A 15,863-nucleotide genomic window follows, 5' to 3' on the forward strand; every position below is an offset into this window, starting at 1 on the left:
TTCATGACGAGCAGATTCCCGCAATCTGCCTTGCTACCGATCCCCACTGAAATCATTGACCATGTCGCTTCCCTCACATCAGGCTACGTCGCTGGCATTGTTCTGCAAAGTCGTCGATAACTTTGGCGATATCGGCATCTGCTGGCGCCTTGCCAGGCAGCTGCAACAGGAGCATGGCATCGCAGTCACCTTGTGGGTGGATGACTTGTCGAGCTTCAAGCGCATCTGCCCCGAAGTCGACATCACCGCTGTCGAACAACAGCTAGCCGGCGTAACGGTGCGCTACTGGAGCAATCAGGAACTCGTCTTTTCGGCGGGCGATATTGCCGATATCGTCATCGAGTTTTTTGCGTGTGATATTCCGGAAGGCTACATCGCTGCCATGGCAACCTGCGAGCCGCGCCCGGTGTGGCTGAATCTGGAAGGATTGAGTGCCGAAGACTGGGTGGAGGGCTGCCACAGGCTGACCTCGCCACATCCGCGTTTGCCGTTGATGAAGTATTTTTTCTTCCCCGGCTTCACGGATAAAACCGGCGGCTTGCTCCGGGAGTCGTCGTTGCAAGACCAGCGTCGGCGGTTTCAGGATGATCCGGAAGCCGTGATGGCGTTCCTGGCCCAGCTTGGTGTGACAAACACGGAAGCCGCAGCGTTGAAGGTGTCTCTGTTTTGCTACCCATGCGCACCAGTGTCAGCCTTGTTCGCTGCCTGGCAGGACAATGCAACGGCGATGACCTGTCTGGTTCCCGAAGGCGTGGCAGCAGAGGCAGTTCAGGCATTTCTCGGTGTGCCAGCGCAAGCGGGGACAGCACGGACCCGCGGTTCCCTGACGGTACGCGTACTGCCGTTTGTGGCCCAACCGGATTACGACAAGTTGTTATGGACATGCGACCTCAATCTTGTTCGCGGTGAGGATTCGTTTGTCCGCGCGCAGTGGGCCGGCAAACCCTTTATCTGGCACATTTATCCACAGGATGAAAATTTGCACCACGTGAAGCTGGGTGCTTTTTTGCGGCGTTATTCAGCCAGCACTGACAGTTTGATCGCCATGTCGTTGTGCTGGAACGGCGCACAGGCAGGCCATATCGAACGGCAAGCTGACTGGCTTATGCTCTGGCAGTCATTGCTGGCGGATATGCCAGGGATCGCCCGGGCATCGGCCGATTGGCAACGGCAAATGCACGCGAATGGCGATCTGTCGTCAAATTTGCTGAAGTTTGCCGCCTCGGTTCGGTCAGAGGCCGCCTAAAACAAGGTATAGTGCGCGGTCGTTCGATAATCTATTCCTCCGAAAAATCGTAAGCTTGCGGCGCCGTTCGACATGAGGCGACAGCTGATTTTCATACCACTTAATTTTTACGTACATTCTCTATGAAACCTGCAAAAGAAATTCGCGTTGGCAATATCATCATGGTTGATAGCAAGCCGTTTATCGTGCTGCGTTCCGATGTCAATGGGTCGAGCCGCACGGGCTTCACCTACAAATGGAAGACCAAGAACCTTCTCACCGGCGCGCCTATGGAAAACGTATTCCGCGGTGACGACAAGTTTGAAGTCGTTGTTCTGGATAAAAAACCGGTGACTTTTTCGTACTTTGCTGATCCGTTGTTCGTCTTCATGGACGAAGAATATAACCAGTACGAAATCGAAGAAGAGAACCTGGGCGATGCGCTGCATTACCTGAAGGACGGCATGGAATGCGAAGCAGTTTTTTATGACGGCAAAGCCATTTCTGTCGAATTGCCGATCACGATCGCACGTCAGGTGATTTACGCGGAGCCTGCAGTCAAGGGAAATACATCAGGCAACGTCCTGAAAGAAGCCAAGCTTGAAAATGTGATTGAAGCCAATCAACATGCCATTCAGGTGCCATTGTTCGTCAGCCAGGACGATGTGATTGAACTGGACACCCGCACCAACGAGTACAAAAAGATCGTGCGCAACTAAATTGCGTCCCATAAAAAACGCTGCCGAGTCTGGCAGCGTTTTTTTTCGTCCGGACTCGGCAGGTCAGATCAGCGTGTCCAGCATTTCCGGACCAAACACCTCGCGGTGCACGTGCGTCAGTGGTACGCCTGCCGCAACCAGTGCCTGCCATTGTGCTTTCATGAAACCGATCGGGCCGCACAGGTAGACATTGGTCTCGGAGCGCGGCCATGACGGCAGTTGTGCTATCTCCATCAGGCCAGTGCGTGCCTGACCAACGATCGATTGGTCGCCAGAGCTGCCTGCCGTTGTCGTTTCCAGAAACGTAATGATCTGCAAATTGGGCATCCTGGCCTGTGCAGCATCCAGATCACGACGATGCGAAAGGTGGTCACTATCCCTTGCGGCATGCGAAAAAATCATCGGACGCGAAGGTTGTTTGATCGCAATCCGGTTGAGCACGGCAATCATCGGCGTAATCCCGATGCCCGCCGACAGCAGCACGATTGGTTCCGCCGACTCCGTGTCTGGCGTGAACTCGCCGAACGGATGCGTCACCTGAAGTACACTACCTTCCTTGATGTTGTCATGGATCCAGTTCGAGACTTCCCCACGCGGCGCCTCAGGCTGTGCCAGTTCGCGCTTGACCGAAATACGCAAGTGATCGAGTCCCGGGGCATCCGACAGACTGTACTGGCGCAGCTGGCGATGACCATCGCCCAGATCCACCGCGACGCTGATGTACTGACCGGGTTTAAAGGACGGCACGGCGTCGCCATCCATCGGTTCCAGCACGAAGGAGACGATCCCGGTGCTTTCGTTATGACGTTGCGTGACCCGCATGTTGCGCAACTGTCCCGGCATGATCCCAGCTTGCGCGTAGGCTTTTTTCTCAGCGTTGATGAGCAGGCGTGCGAGGCTATCGTACGCTTCCACCCAGGCTGCCAGCAAAGGTGCGGTGGCGGCGTCTCCGAGAGTTTCCTGAATGGCGCCGATCAGATATTGACCGACGATCGGATAATGCTCCGCACGGATGCCCACCGACAGGTGCTTTTGCACAATGCGCTCGATCACCGGGCCCAGCGCAGCCGTGTTGCCGATGTTGGCGGCGTAGGCAAACACGGCCGCAGCCAGCGATTGCTGTTGTACTCCGCTGGCCTGGTTGCCCATGTTGAACAGGTTGGTCAACTCGGGATGGGCCACGAACATGTTGCGGTAAAAGGTGGTTGTAATTGCGAGGCCATGGGCGCGCAGAACGGGAACGCTGGCATCGATATACGGACGGGCGGAAGCTGAAATCATGAATTCTCCAATAATAAGTATATTAAATGCATATTTAAAAACAAAAAAATAGCCGTCTAACATTGTTCGTGGTTCTACGGCCCTGATTTATTGCCTGGTAAAACTGCGATGCATGCGTACGATCTGTTCGCCGGTTTCGCCAGCACAGAGGTCCGCCAGCGTGTACGCATTCATTGCGTCATAAAATGCTCGCATGCCCACCTGCAGCGCACCGCGCAATGCGCAATGTTTGCGCAACTGACATTGCTGACCTTCGCAATCTGCCAGTTCTTCAGTCCCTTCCAGCTCCAGCAGGATGGTGCCGGTCCGCAGGGTCATTGGATCAATTGCAAGCCGCAATCCGCCATTACGTCCGCGTGTTGCCAGTATCCAGCCTGCCCGCGCCAGGTGCCCGACCACCTTGACCAGATGATTGACCGGGATGCTGAATTGCGCAGCGATTTCTGCAGCAGTCACGATCGACTGCCGATCGCCCGTCCGAGCGAGGTAGATCAGAACGCGAAGTCCGATATCCGAAAAACGGGTCAGGCGCATGGTATTTGGCCGGTAGCAGGTGAGGGTGCATTCTACCAAAGTTGCATTAGTTATGCATCTTTAAAATTAATGGATGTGTTTTGGACAGCTTTAAGGGTAGACCAGACATCAACTCAGCTGCGCGCGATTTCTATCCTGTTACGGCCCAGTTCCTTGGCGCGATACATGGCGATGTCACTGCGCGACAGGACTGTGCCGGTAATCGTGTCCGTGGCGGTCATCAGCGTCATGCCAATACTGACCGTGACGGCGATAGCGTGGCCATTCATGATGACTTCCATGCTGGCCACCTTGTCCTTGAGTCGTTCGGCAAACAATCTCGCATCGGCAATCCCGATACCAGACAACACGATCGCAAATTCTTCGCCACCGACCCGACCAGCCGTATCGTTTTTGCGCAGTTCTGCACGCAGTACTTTCGCAAATTGTTTCAGTACCAGATCGCCGGCGGCATGACCGTAGGTGTCGTTGATGGATTTGAAATGATCCAGGTCGCACATCAGCACCGCGCTGCCTGTGCCGTCAATGCCCCCAATGCCACGACGTATCCGTGCAAGTTCTTCATCCATGCGCGCCATGAAGTACCGGCGATTCGGTAAATGCGTCAGGAAATCGGTTGTCGCCAGCGCCTGCAACTCGGAATCGATTTGCTTGCGCTGGGTAACATCAGTAATGAAGCCATGCCATTGGATGACCCCGTCGGGCAATCGGCGCGGATGTGCACTGCCATTGCGCCAGCGTACGCCTTGCTTTGGCAGGATGACGCGAAACTCCAGTTGCCACGGTGTCATGCGCAGCGTGCAGGTCTCCAGCGATTGCAGATAACTGCCAAGGTCATCAGGATGAATGACCGCACGAACCAACGAAGCGTCATCGATGGCTTGTGCCGGCGTCAGTTCATAAATATCCCGTATACCCTTACTGACATACGAAAAAAACGCCTTTCCATCGATGGGAATGCAATATTGAAATGCCATTCCAGGAATTTCGTTGGTCAGGCGCGTGATCATATCGACGCTTTCCTGTAATCGGTCCGACATCGCCCGCATGTCGCTGATATCCGTGGTGGTGCCGATCATGCGCAGCGGTTTGCCGTCGATATCACGGCTGACGACTTTGCCTCGGCTGGAAATCCACTTGTAGCGGCCATCCTTGCAGCGAATCCGATGTTCGACAGAATAGATCTCGGTGGTCTGGTCAAAATGTGCCTGGATGGTGGCTTGTACATAGCCTAAGTCATCGGGATGCACGCGGCTGTATCCGTCCTCGATGCGTTTGCTCAGATCGGTGGCGGCGTAACCCAGAATGGCTTTCCAGCCCGCCGAATAATGCATCTCGCCAGTGACTACATTCCGATCCCAGATGCCGGTACTGCTGCCATCGATCGCCAATGCCATCCGCAAGGTATCTTCCCGCAACGCATCCATGGATTGCTCGGCTTTGCGGCCGATGATGTCACGTTCGATGGCAATTGATGCCAATGAGGCCAGGTCAGCAATCGCTTTCTGGTATTGATCAACAGGCACGTCGGGTCGGTCGGAATGAATAATGAACATCCCCAACAGTTTGCTGGAGGCAGGGCGAATGGGCACCAGCACGCGCGCATGCGAGGCGTATTGCTGCAACGCCAGCGCGCGGTAATTTTGCCAGAACGGGCTTTCTTCCAGCGCGTCGGCATCCACGGTCGGTAAAGGATCACCGGCATGAACGATATCGTCGAGCAAGTTCGGCACGGTTCCGGCGTGCAGGTATGCCCCGTTTTCGTCAACCACAAAAATCGCTGCGGCGAAACCGGTATGCCGGGTCGCCATGCCCTTGACGATGCTATCCAATGTAGCGATCAGTGCGTTTGCAGACCCGCTGCGGGCCTGATCGGGATTCAGTTCGGTATCTTCTGCGGGGTGGTTCAACTTCGACGTCATGTTGTGTGGGCAGGCCCGACGAGAGCTTGTGTCCTGTATTGGATGCTGTGTGGCAAATAGACGCGCGACGTGATGACGAACATATCCGCGCAGGTATTTCCGGAGAGGATATCGCACCCGGGGTTCACGAGGCTGAAGTGTAGTCGGTTTTGTGCACGACTGATCCCGTTCATCGACGCATTCTTTTGGCCTCGTAGTGAATGGCGTTGCATGTTGACCGAATGGCGAGCTACGATTCGCCTTCGCAAAAAAACATCCGGAAGTCCTTTTCAGCCGTATACATGTGGCCTGGGGCGGCCCGGGCGCGGCAACGGAAATTGTCATGCACCTGCCACTTCCCCAACTTTCAGAATCGAGACTGCATGCGCCATTGGACCACCCTGTTAGCTGCGTTGTTGACGCTCTCATCGCCAGGATGGGTTAGCGCCCATGAGTTTTGGCTGCGCGCGGAACCACTTTCTCCGCGAGTGGGTACGCAGGTACAAATGTTCATGTATTTCGGTGAGTATTTCGAGGGTACCCAGGCAGGTTTCCAGACCAGTCATGCCGCGGTGCTGCGTCATTACTCGGACGCTGGTGTCGACGACTTGATGGGACTCGTGCCCTCGAAAGAACCGATCGGTCAGGTTCCTGTGGACATCACCCGTGCCGGCACGCATCTGGTGGCCTTCGATAGCCACACCGCACAGATCACGCTACCAGCCGACAAATTTCAGGCGTATCTGCATGACGAGGGTCTCGACCGACTGGTCAAGCAGCGCGAAGAGGCTGGTACGGCGTCGCAGCCTGGACGCGAACGATTCCGCCGCCATACCAAAACCCTGATGCGTGCCGCCGGCAAGTCGGATCAGACCTACGCAATCCGCACCGGACAACGCCTGGAAATCCTGCCGCTGAACGATCCGCTATCGCAAACTGCGGGTGCGACTTTGAACTTCAAATTGCTGTTTGATGGCAAGCCACTGGCCGGTGCGTTGTTGCGCGCCTGGCATCATCACAAGCAGCAGACCGTATCGATACGGGCGAAAACCGATGAGGACGGCAACGTCTCATTTGCGTTGCCCTATGCCGGTGCCTGGATGATCAGTACGGTGCACATGATTGCCGCAACCGACTCAAGCGAGGTGGACTGGGACAGTTTCTGGGGGAGTTTGATGTTTGAGGTGCCTGCTCGGAAATAACTATTTATCGTGGTGGAAAAGTCACTCCACCACGTTGCTTAATGCATCACTCTTCGGCTACCTGCAAGACCAGTTTGCCGAAATTGCCACCGTTAAACAGCATCAACAATGTCTGTGGAAATTTTTCGATGCCGACGACAATATCTTCGCGCGTCTTGAAGGTGCCTTCCTGCATCCATTGCGCCATCGCGGCAACGCCCTTGTGATACCGATCGGCGTAATCGAATACGACGATGCCTTCCATGCGTGCGCGATTGACCAGTAGCGACAGGTAATTGGCCGGACCCTTGACCGGCGTTGTATTGTTGTACTGCGAGATCGCGCCGCAAATGACGATGCGGGCCTTCAGGTTGATGCGTGTCAGTACCGTGTCGAGAATGTCGCCACCGACGTTATCGAAGTAGACGTCGACGCCTTTCGGACAATGTTCTTTCAACCCCTCCCGCAAAGCCCCGCTCTTGTAATCGATGCAGGCATCGAAGCCCAGCTCATTGACCACGAAATCACATTTTTCCTTGCCACCGGCAATCCCGACCACGCGGCATCCCATGTGTTTGGCGACCTGGCCGACGGTTTGTCCGACCGCACCGGCGGCACCAGAGACAACCACGGTCTCGCCCGCCTTCGGTTGACCCACTTCGAGCAGGCCGAAATAGGCTGTCATTCCCGGCATGCCCAATGCATTCAGATACTTGGGCAGCGGCGCCATCGCTGGATCGACTTTGTAAAGCGCTGCAGTCTTGTCGTCCGCCGCGCCGGTCCAGTAAGTCTGTACGCCGAGGCCACCAGAAACCATGTCACCCACCGCAAATTTTGCCGATTTCGATGCGACTACCTTGCCGATGCCGCCAGCGCGCATGACTTCCTCAATGGCAACCGGGCGGATATACGATTTTCCCTCGTTCATCCAGCCACGCATTGCCGGGTCCAATGACAGATAGAGCGTCTTGACCAATACCTCGCCATCGACGATGTCGCGGACCGGCTCGGTGGTGAAGTGCCAGTCTTCGGGTTTTGGCATGCCAATCGGTCGGGCGGCAAGTCGATATTGCTGGTTGATCAGTGTGGACGTGCTCATCGGTGTCTCCGGGTGATTGTGGGGTCGGGAAACTATAGCTTAATTTGGAACGATCGTGCTTTTTATGTGAAATGTAAAATATTGGAACTTTTTAAACCCGGGCAGGCCAAAATCAAGAGTCTGAATTTGATCAAACTCATGGTTGCTTGTCGATACTGTACGAATTGCTCAATGCGCTGAAAAAAACAGAGCCGAGACTAGTGCCTATTCTGTGAAATTCAGACTAAGCAAATTGTCCACTTATCCGAGTTTTCATCATTCCACGCATTTTCAGGAGATATCATGCTTCGATCCGAAACACTTTTTGGCAAACGCGACACCACCACACCGACTTCTCCGTTTAGCAGTAGTGGGAGCAGCAATCTCGGTAGTAGTTCAGGTAGCCCCAAGTCCACCTCCCTCGGCGGCTCGTCATCGTCCGTCACTTCCCCTGCACCGGCAGCACCGACTCCGGGACAACCAACGTCCATGTCCAGCACCAATGAAGTCGGCAGCAAGCTCATCGTCGGCCCGAACATCAAGCTCAAGGGTGTCGAGATCACCGATTGCGATACGCTGGTCGTCGAAGGACGCGTTGAAGCCACGATGGATTCGCGCGTGATACAGATCGCCGAGAGCGGCGCTTTCAAGGGATCGGCTGAAATCGACATCGCTGAAATACGTGGCGAATTTGATGGCGAACTGACTGTGCGTCAAAAGCTGGTGATTTATTCAACCGGCAAAGTATCCGGCAAGATTCGCTATGGCAAGGTTGTCATCGAAGAGGGCGGCCAGCTGTCCGGTGATGTGCAAGTTGGTACTGCCAGCGCTCCTCGGAACTTATCGGTCGCCAAGTCGGTGGTCTGATAAAGCGCGATGGCACGGTCATTGAGTTGGAATTGACAGCACGCATCGACATGCGCTTGACACGACTTTCTGCTCTTCCGGCCCAGTCCTGATTCAAGGCGTCGTAGTACTGCCGCTGAGCCGGGGGAAGTCGATGCTGGCTGACGCGGCTCAGTAACCTGACCCCATGCGCCTCTGCTCGGCTCCAGCTTCTCCAGTTCAATGACGTCTCTGGCTCAGCGGCGCACTGCGTTTTGCGGATCGCGTTCGTACTGTCACGGCATGCGACAATGACGGCTCTTTTTTGCCAGCGATTTCAGCCAACTTCATGACCACGCATCCGGAATATATCCTTACTCTTTCTTGCCTGGACCAGCGCGGTATTGTGCATCGCGTGTCCGGGTTTTTGGCTGACCATGGCTGTAACATCATCGACTCCGCCCAGTTTGGCGACGCCCAGTCCAGGCTGTTCTTCATGCGCGTGCATTTCAGCGCTGAGGATGCATCGGTCAGCGATAGCAGTTTGCGTGCTGAATTTGCTGTCCTGGCCGCCACCATGCAGATGAATGCGCAGCTCAATGATGCACACAAGAAGCCGAAAATGATGCTGATGGTGTCGAAGATCGGGCACTGCCTCAACGACCTGCTGTTTCGCTATCGCAGCGGTTTGCTACCGGTGGAAATTCCGGCGATCGTGTCCAACCACACGGAGTTTTACCAGCTCGCGGCCAGCTATAACATTCCATTCCATCATCTGCCTCTGGTGGCCGGTGCATCTCCCGACGACAAGCGCAAACAAGAACAAAAAATCCTCGATCTGGTTGCAACGCATGACATCGATCTGGTCGTGCTGGCGCGCTACATGCAAATCTTGTCACCGGAGTTGTGCGATGCGTTTCGTGGCCGGGCGATCAATATTCATCACTCGTTTTTGCCCAGCTTCAAGGGCGCCAAACCGTATGCGCAAGCCCATGAGCGCGGCGTCAAGCTGATCGGCGCAACGGCCCATTTTGTCACCGGGGATCTGGACGAAGGTCCGATCATCGAGCAGGACGTCGAGCGGGTCGATCATGCGATGGACCCGGAGACGCTGACGGCGATCGGACGGGATGTGGAATGTGTGGTGTTGGCGAGAGCCGTGAAATGGTTTGTCGAACACCGGATTTTGTTGAACGGGTCGAAGACGGTGGTATTCAAGTAACCGGGTAATTACGGCCCTCGAACTACGCACGACGAGGACTCGCATGTTGTCACCGTCGTGCAGGGATTCGCTGCTTTTCAATGAGCCGGAGCCGGGTCATGTGATGTCATGGAGAGCTTGCTCGGTCTGGGTTTCGCTTCCGGTAGCGAGTGCCAATATTTCTGTGCCAGCGAATTCCGCGGCATTTCCCAGACTGGTAAAGTTGCTCGCTAACGATATGCCCTTCAACACCTTCTTCATCCAGGGTTGGTCCGACATGCCCATCGTCTCGGCGGCAGTCTTCATCGCCCCCTTTACTATTTCCATTGCAGCATTCGCTGCCGCTGATTCAGGCAAGGTCGCCAGATCCGCCATATCGGTCCCGAGTTGCAGGAAGCATTTACCTACTTGTTCAACATCTCCTGTAGCAACGGCCTCCAATAAAGCGAGCGTGTGCTTCATGAGACTCTTGAACGTGTCACCGACCGTGTTGATGGCGGCCTTGACAGCATTCACGCAGGATTCAAATGCGTTCTTGATTCCCTCAGTGATCTTGTGAAAAAAGTTTCCTATTTTGCTCATGTTCATTCTCCCTTGCACCGTTGATGGCCGCGTTCGCTTCAATATGCGGATTCAATAGTGGGTGGGAAAAACTAATGTGCAGTTCCAAGCGTGGTTGAAATCGATAAAGGGCGGCGCAACACTGCATCATCGCATCAGTAATTCGGCAAAGTGAATCTGAATACCGATCCGGTACCCGGCACACTGTCAACACTCACCGCACCGCCATGCGCCTCAACGAACGTCTTGAAGATCGTCAGTCCGAGGCCCATGCCATTGCCATTGGCCGGATCGCCCTCGAATTTGTCGAAGACCTTGTCGATCATGTCGGCGGGAATGCCGGCACCGGTGTCGCTGACCGAGCACTCCACAGCCTGTCCGTCGCTGGTTGCACAGGCAGTAATGGTGACGTCGCCACGCGGTGTGTACTGGATGGCATTGGCAATGAGGTTCTGTAGCACCCTGCGCAACAGATTGGCATCGGCATATACCGTCAGATCTTCTGGAACCTGATTGTTCAGCTTGGTGCTGCCTGTCCCTGCCACAGGATTGAGGTCGATGATCAGACTCTCTACCACCGGCCACAGGTCGATGTGACGGCGCACCAGCTTGATGCCGTTCTCGGTCTGCAAATTGGTATTTTCGTCCAGAATGTTGGCGACCAACGCTGACAGCTGGTGCACATTACGATGCAGACTTTTTAACATCTGGTGGGTTTGTAGCGACGTGGTCTGATCGGTGACGCTCAGTTCAAGAACGCGGGTCGCCAGCGAAATCGCACTCAGCGGAGTGCGCAGATCATGTGCGACAAAGGCCAGGTAATCTTCACGGCGCTGCTGCACATTGCGGGCGCTTTGCGTCGCATAATTTTGTACTGCCGCACCGATGGCACCGTCCAGCACACGGTTCAGTATATGGAACGGCTTGCCCTGCAGGTTGAGTCCGTGTTCGTCCGCGAGGTCATGGATACAGCTGCGCAGAATGTTGTATTCGGAAACCACTTCATCGATCTCAAAGCCGTCCTCCAGCCGCTGCAAGCCATGTTCTGGCGGTGTCTCGATGTGCCCTTCGATCGCATCGTCGGTCATGCGCAATCTGAAAGCGACGACCAGCTCATCGAGCAGCACGGGTATATGGTCGTTCAGGGTCGGCAAATCGAGATGCCTGGCTGATTCGAGTTTTTTGAGCTGGGTGCGCCACGTCGCCAGCAGTTGCGGCCGTTGATCGACGATCAGCGTAGCGAGTTGTTCGAGCTGCTTGATGATAGCCTCCTTGCGATTCGCTGCGATTGCGCCGGGTTGCGATTACCTTGAACGGTGTGCGCGTGCTGCGTAATTATTCGGCAGCGAGAATATTTTTGAACCACTTGCCAATGTCGCCGATTTCTTGCGGGCAGACCGAGTGCGGCATGGCGTATTCATGCCATTCGACCGGATAGCCGAGTGCCAGCAGCAAGTCACGCGATTGCTCGGCACGCACCATCGGTATCACCGAATCGCTGCTGCCATGCGCCATGAAGATCGGTGTGGTCTGGTTGGCCACATGCCGTTCTTTGGCGAGATGTGCGTTGAGTGGCACATAACCCGACAGGCACAGCAGGCCAGCCAGTTTCCCGGGATGGCGCAGACCCGTTTGCAAAGCCATCGCACATCCCTGCGAGAAACCGGCCAGCACGATACGGTCGGCGGGAATGCCGAGCGTCTTTTGCTGGTCGATCAACCGTTCGATAGCCAACTGCGATTTGCGCAGTCCTGCTTCGTCCTCGCGCTTGACCAGATCGACACCAAGGATGTCATACCAGGCCGGCATCACATAGCCGTTATTGGCGGTCACCGGCATCGTCGGCGCGTGCGGAAAAATGAAGCGGATCCCAGGGCAGCCAGTCAAATCCAGCTCACGCACGATCGGCACGAAGTCGTTGCCATCGGCGCCCAGTCCGTGCAGCCAGATGACCGCGACGGTCGGGTTGGCGGCGGTTTCAATGGTGACGCTGTCGAGCAGGGATGTGGTCATGGCAGGAGGGAATAAGAGTCAGGAGGGTTGCACCCGCAACGCCGACTTGGGCCGGAATACGGTGCACACAGACGGATTGGTCTCGATGTACGGACCGCCGATCAGGTCGATGCAATACGGAACAGCAGCGAAGATGCCGGCCACCAGTTGCTTGCCATCGGCATCCTTCAAGCCTTCGAGAGTTTCCCGGATCGACTTCGGCTGACCGGGCAGGTTCATGATCAACGCCGCATGGTCGGGGGTTTCACGGATGACCGCAACCTGGCGCGACAGAATCGCAGTCGGCACGAACTTCAGGCTGATCTGGCGCATTTGCTCGCCAAAGCCGGGCATCTCTTTGGTGGCGACTGCGAGCGTCGCTTCAGGTGTCACATCGCGCCGTGCGGGGCCTGTGCCGCCAGTGGTCAGCACCAGATCACAGTCTTCGAGGTCTACCAGTTCGATCAGGGCGGCTTCAATGGCAGGTCGCTCGTCGGCGATCAACCGGGTCACCATGATCCACGGGCTGCTCAGTGCACTGGTGAACCAGTCACGCAGCGCCGGAATGCCCTGGTCTATATAAATTCCCGCAGAGGCGCGATCGGATATCGATATCAGTCCGATGCGCAACTGATCAGGCTCAGTCCTCGTCGGCTTCGTCATCGTTCTCGGTTTCATCAGGCTTGGCTTTGGCGGCAACTTGCTTGAGGATCTGGAACAGTTCGCGGTAGGCTTTCGGCGGCTTGTTCTCGGCTTGCTCCTTGCGGGCATTGCGGATCAGGCCGCGCACATGCTGGGCATCGAGTTCCGGATTCTGGGTCAGCAAGTCGGTCAGGACTTTTTCATCAGTCAGCAGCTTGTCACGGCGGCGTTCCAGCGCATGCATCGCGTTGGTGTCGGCTTTCGACAGACCGCGCCAGCTGTCCAGCGTGCGCTGGATGGCGGCCAGTTCGTCGTCATTCAGGGTACGCATTTTTTTGCCGACGTACTGCAACTGGCGACGTCGACCTTCGTGGTCCTTGATCAATTGGCATTCGAGGATGGCGTCGCGCACATCTTCTGGCATGGGGACGCGCTTGACGCGGTCACGCGCTTCGGCGACCAGTTCGGCACCGAGTTTTTGCAGGGCGGTCATGTCGCGTTTGAGTTGCGACTTCGAAGGGCGCTCGTATTCCTGTTCAAACTCGGTCGATTGGAAGCCGCAGTTGCCGCGATTGGGATTAGGCATGATGAAGGGATGAGGCGTAAAGCCATACTGTAAACGACTGCTATGATAACCGTTTTACCGTCCAGCCCAAGAAAACCGCACATGAGCGCACCCGTATTCAGTTATAGCCAGGACCAGATGCAGCAGCTTGCGCAGGATGTGCTGCGCTATGCCCGCGAACGCGGGGCGTCGGATGCCACCGTCGAAATCAATGAAGGCCATGGTCTGGGGGTAACGGTACGCAAGGGCAAGATCGAAACCATCGAGCAAAACAAGGACAAGGGCATGGCGGTGACGGTCTACCTGGGTGCCGAACGGCATGTCCGGCACGGCAATGCCGACACCTCCGACTTTTCGCAGAATGCCTTGAAGGACACGGTCGAGGCCGCCTGGAACATCGCCCGCTTCACGTCCGAAGACGACTGCGCCGGTTTGCCTGACCCCGACTTGTTCGAAAAGAATCCGCGTGACCTGCAGTTGCACTATCCCTGGAATATCGATACCGAACACGCCGTCACGCTGGCAAAACGCTGCGAAGCCGCCGCCTTCGAGGTCGACCCCCGCGTCACGAACAGCGAAGGCGCCAGCGTGCACGCGCAGGCGTCGCAGTTCGTGATGGCCAATAGCCGTGATTTCATGGGCGGCTATGCGTTTTCCCGGCACACCATCTCGGTCTCGCCGATTGCCGGTCGCGGCGCCAGCATGCAGCGCGACGACTGGTATTCGTCGATGCGCAATCCGGCGAAGCTGGCCAATCCGGAAGCCATCGGTCGCTATGCCGCCGAGCGTGCGCTGGCACGCCTGAATGCCCGCAAGCTCGACACCCGCAAATGTGCGGTGCTGTTCGAAGCGCCGCTGGCGGCAGGATTGCTGGGCGCATTCGTGCAGGCCGTCTCGGGGGGCGCGCTGTACCGCAAGTCCACCTTTCTGCTCGATTCGCTTGGCAAGCAGGCACTGGCCAGGCATGTGCAGATAGTCGAAGATCCGTATGTGATTGGTGCGGTTGGCTCGGCACCGTTCGATGACGAAGGCTGCCGGACTGTTCAGCGTGATGTGGTTGTCGATGGCATCGTCCAGGGGTATTTTCTGTCGACCTATTCGGCACGCAAGCTGGGCATGCCGAGCACCGGTAACGCCGGTGGTTCGCATAACCTGACGATGACGTCGACGCAGACCCGCCCGTCTGATAATTTCAAGGCCATGCTGAAAAAACTCGGTACCGGTCTGCTGGTCACCGAGCTGATGGGGCAAGGCACGAACTATGTCACTGGCGACTACTCGCGTGGCGCGTCGGGTTTCTGGGTGGAGAACGGCGTGATCCAGTATCCGGTCGAAGAAATCACGATTGCCGGCAACATGAAAGACATGCTGATGCAGATCGTCGCGATTGGTGCGGACACGCTGATTCGCGGGACCAAACAAACCGGCTCGGTGCTGATCGAGAGCATGACGGTCGCTGGCAGCTGATCGGTTTTGTCATCGACGTGTCGCAATCGCGCATGACTCACCCCCAGACCCGGACATTCTCCGGGTTTTTTTTCTGAAGTCCCTCTTCCAATTGTCATGAACACAGCGTCCGGTTCCCCGCTGGAATGCCCTGCAAAAACCTCTGATTGACAGTCGCCTGACCATCGATACCCGCTCGACCAACATGGTTGACTAAATTAGTCGGGTATCGTACAGTGAATATCCGACTAAATTAGTCGGATATTCTAGATGACCCCAAAGGCAAATCACGATGGCAATTTCACTGTCAGACCATGCAGCACAAAAAATCCGCGCCCAGATTGAAAAAAACGGCAAGGGTTTCGGTATCCGCTTAGGTGTCAGGAAAGTCGGATGCTCCGGTTTTGCCTACACGCTGGATTACGTCGACGCCGCAAAGGATGACGATCAGCTATTCGTGTCCGGCAACATCAACGTCGTGGTCGACCCAACTAGCCTGACCATGATCGATGGCTCGCAGGTCGACTTCGTCAAGCAAGGCTTCAATGAAGTATTAAAAGTCACGAACCCGAACGCCGAGAGCGAATGTGGTTGCGGCGAGAGTTTCAATCTCAAGAAGAAGAACGCAGTTGCCTGAAGCGTGACCAGTGAGCAGTAGTGGCCATTGCAGGGAATCTTTTCCCTGACGCGGTCATGCCGGAGCAGAGCCAAT

Annotated in this window: 16 protein-coding genes; 7 read left to right on the forward strand and 9 right to left on the reverse strand. The window is 56.0% G+C overall.

Annotated elements, in window-relative coordinates; all coding sequences use genetic code 11:
• Positions 1 to 61: 61 nt before the first annotated feature.
• A complete protein-coding gene (earP, locus tag ABD720_RS05150) occupies positions 62 to 1,246 on the forward strand; it encodes an elongation factor P maturation arginine rhamnosyltransferase EarP (RefSeq protein ID WP_344762161.1) in 1,185 nt (394 codons plus the stop codon).
• Between the two features lie 122 nt (positions 1,247 to 1,368).
• Positions 1,369 to 1,944 (forward strand): elongation factor P, encoded by a 576-nt coding sequence (locus tag ABD720_RS05155; RefSeq protein WP_344762162.1) that lies wholly within the window; start codon positions 1,369 to 1,371, stop codon positions 1,942 to 1,944.
• 63 nt (positions 1,945 to 2,007) lie between these two features.
• Here the strand turns inward: ABD720_RS05155 and ABD720_RS05160 are convergent, their stop codons facing one another.
• The 3 genes from ABD720_RS05160 to ABD720_RS05170 form a co-directional block, all read right to left on the reverse strand.
• Entirely contained in the window at positions 2,008 to 3,225 is a 1,218-nt protein-coding gene (locus tag ABD720_RS05160) for a globin domain-containing protein (protein ID WP_344762163.1), read from the reverse strand.
• An 87-nt stretch (positions 3,226 to 3,312) separates the two neighbouring features.
• A complete protein-coding gene (locus ABD720_RS05165; protein WP_344762164.1) occupies positions 3,313 to 3,759 on the reverse strand; it encodes an RrF2 family transcriptional regulator in 447 nt (148 codons plus the stop codon).
• Between the two features lie 113 nt (positions 3,760 to 3,872).
• Positions 3,873 to 5,669 carry a sensor domain-containing diguanylate cyclase gene (locus ABD720_RS05170; protein ID WP_344762165.1) on the reverse strand — a complete coding sequence of 599 codons (1,797 nt, stop codon included), beginning with the start codon at positions 5,667 to 5,669 and terminating at the stop codon, positions 3,873 to 3,875.
• Positions 5,670 to 6,043: 374 nt separating this feature from the next.
• On the opposite strand from ABD720_RS05170, the gene ABD720_RS05175 reads away from it, so the two are divergent.
• Positions 6,044 to 6,862 (forward strand): DUF4198 domain-containing protein, encoded by an 819-nt coding sequence (locus ABD720_RS05175; RefSeq protein WP_344762166.1) that lies wholly within the window; start codon positions 6,044 to 6,046, stop codon positions 6,860 to 6,862.
• Positions 6,863 to 6,908: 46 nt separating this feature from the next.
• Here ABD720_RS05175 and ABD720_RS05180 read toward each other — a convergent pair whose 3' ends face one another.
• Positions 6,909 to 7,940 (reverse strand): NADP-dependent oxidoreductase, encoded by a 1,032-nt coding sequence (locus ABD720_RS05180; RefSeq protein WP_344762167.1) that lies wholly within the window; start codon positions 7,938 to 7,940, stop codon positions 6,909 to 6,911.
• 282 nt (positions 7,941 to 8,222) lie between these two features.
• On the opposite strand from ABD720_RS05180, the gene ABD720_RS05185 reads away from it, so the two are divergent.
• Entirely contained in the window at positions 8,223 to 8,786 is a 564-nt protein-coding gene (locus tag ABD720_RS05185; protein ID WP_344762168.1) for a bactofilin family protein, read from the forward strand.
• Between the two features lie 307 nt (positions 8,787 to 9,093).
• On the forward strand, positions 9,094 to 9,966 hold the full coding sequence (purU, locus tag ABD720_RS05190; RefSeq protein WP_344762169.1) for a formyltetrahydrofolate deformylase: 873 nt from the start codon (positions 9,094 to 9,096) through the stop codon (positions 9,964 to 9,966).
• Positions 9,967 to 10,062: 96 nt separating this feature from the next.
• On the opposite strand, the gene ABD720_RS05195 is transcribed toward purU, so the two are convergent.
• The 5 genes from ABD720_RS05195 to yjgA form a co-directional block, all read right to left on the reverse strand.
• Entirely contained in the window at positions 10,063 to 10,527 is a 465-nt protein-coding gene (locus ABD720_RS05195) for a hypothetical protein (protein ID WP_344762170.1), read from the reverse strand.
• Positions 10,528 to 10,661: 134 nt separating this feature from the next.
• Positions 10,662 to 11,633 carry a sensor histidine kinase gene (locus ABD720_RS05200; RefSeq protein ID WP_344762171.1) on the reverse strand — a complete coding sequence of 324 codons (972 nt, stop codon included), beginning with the start codon at positions 11,631 to 11,633 and terminating at the stop codon, positions 10,662 to 10,664.
• A gap of 208 nt (positions 11,634 to 11,841) precedes the next feature.
• Entirely contained in the window at positions 11,842 to 12,519 is a 678-nt protein-coding gene (locus ABD720_RS05205) for an alpha/beta hydrolase (protein WP_344762172.1), read from the reverse strand.
• Between the two features lie 18 nt (positions 12,520 to 12,537).
• Entirely contained in the window at positions 12,538 to 13,161 is a 624-nt protein-coding gene (gene mog / locus ABD720_RS05210) for a molybdopterin adenylyltransferase (RefSeq protein WP_344762173.1), read from the reverse strand.
• Positions 13,139 to 13,726 carry a ribosome biogenesis factor YjgA gene (gene yjgA, locus ABD720_RS05215; protein WP_344762174.1) on the reverse strand — a complete coding sequence of 196 codons (588 nt, stop codon included), beginning with the start codon at positions 13,724 to 13,726 and terminating at the stop codon, positions 13,139 to 13,141. Before yjgA ends, mog begins: the two co-directional genes overlap by 23 nt.
• A gap of 81 nt (positions 13,727 to 13,807) precedes the next feature.
• Here yjgA and pmbA point away from each other — a divergent pair, with 81 nt between their 5' ends.
• Positions 13,808 to 15,172: a metalloprotease PmbA gene (gene pmbA, locus ABD720_RS05220; RefSeq protein ID WP_344762175.1), complete on the forward strand. Its 1,365-nt coding sequence runs from the start codon at positions 13,808 to 13,810 to the stop codon at positions 15,170 to 15,172.
• 271 nt (positions 15,173 to 15,443) lie between these two features.
• Entirely contained in the window at positions 15,444 to 15,788 is a 345-nt protein-coding gene (locus ABD720_RS05225; RefSeq protein ID WP_344762176.1) for a HesB/IscA family protein, read from the forward strand.
• The last annotated feature ends 75 nt before the right edge of the window (positions 15,789 to 15,863 follow it).

Origin of the sequence: Actimicrobium antarcticum (assembly GCF_039536745.1) — a bacterium.
GTDB lineage: Bacteria > Pseudomonadota > Gammaproteobacteria > Burkholderiales > Burkholderiaceae_D > Actimicrobium > Actimicrobium antarcticum.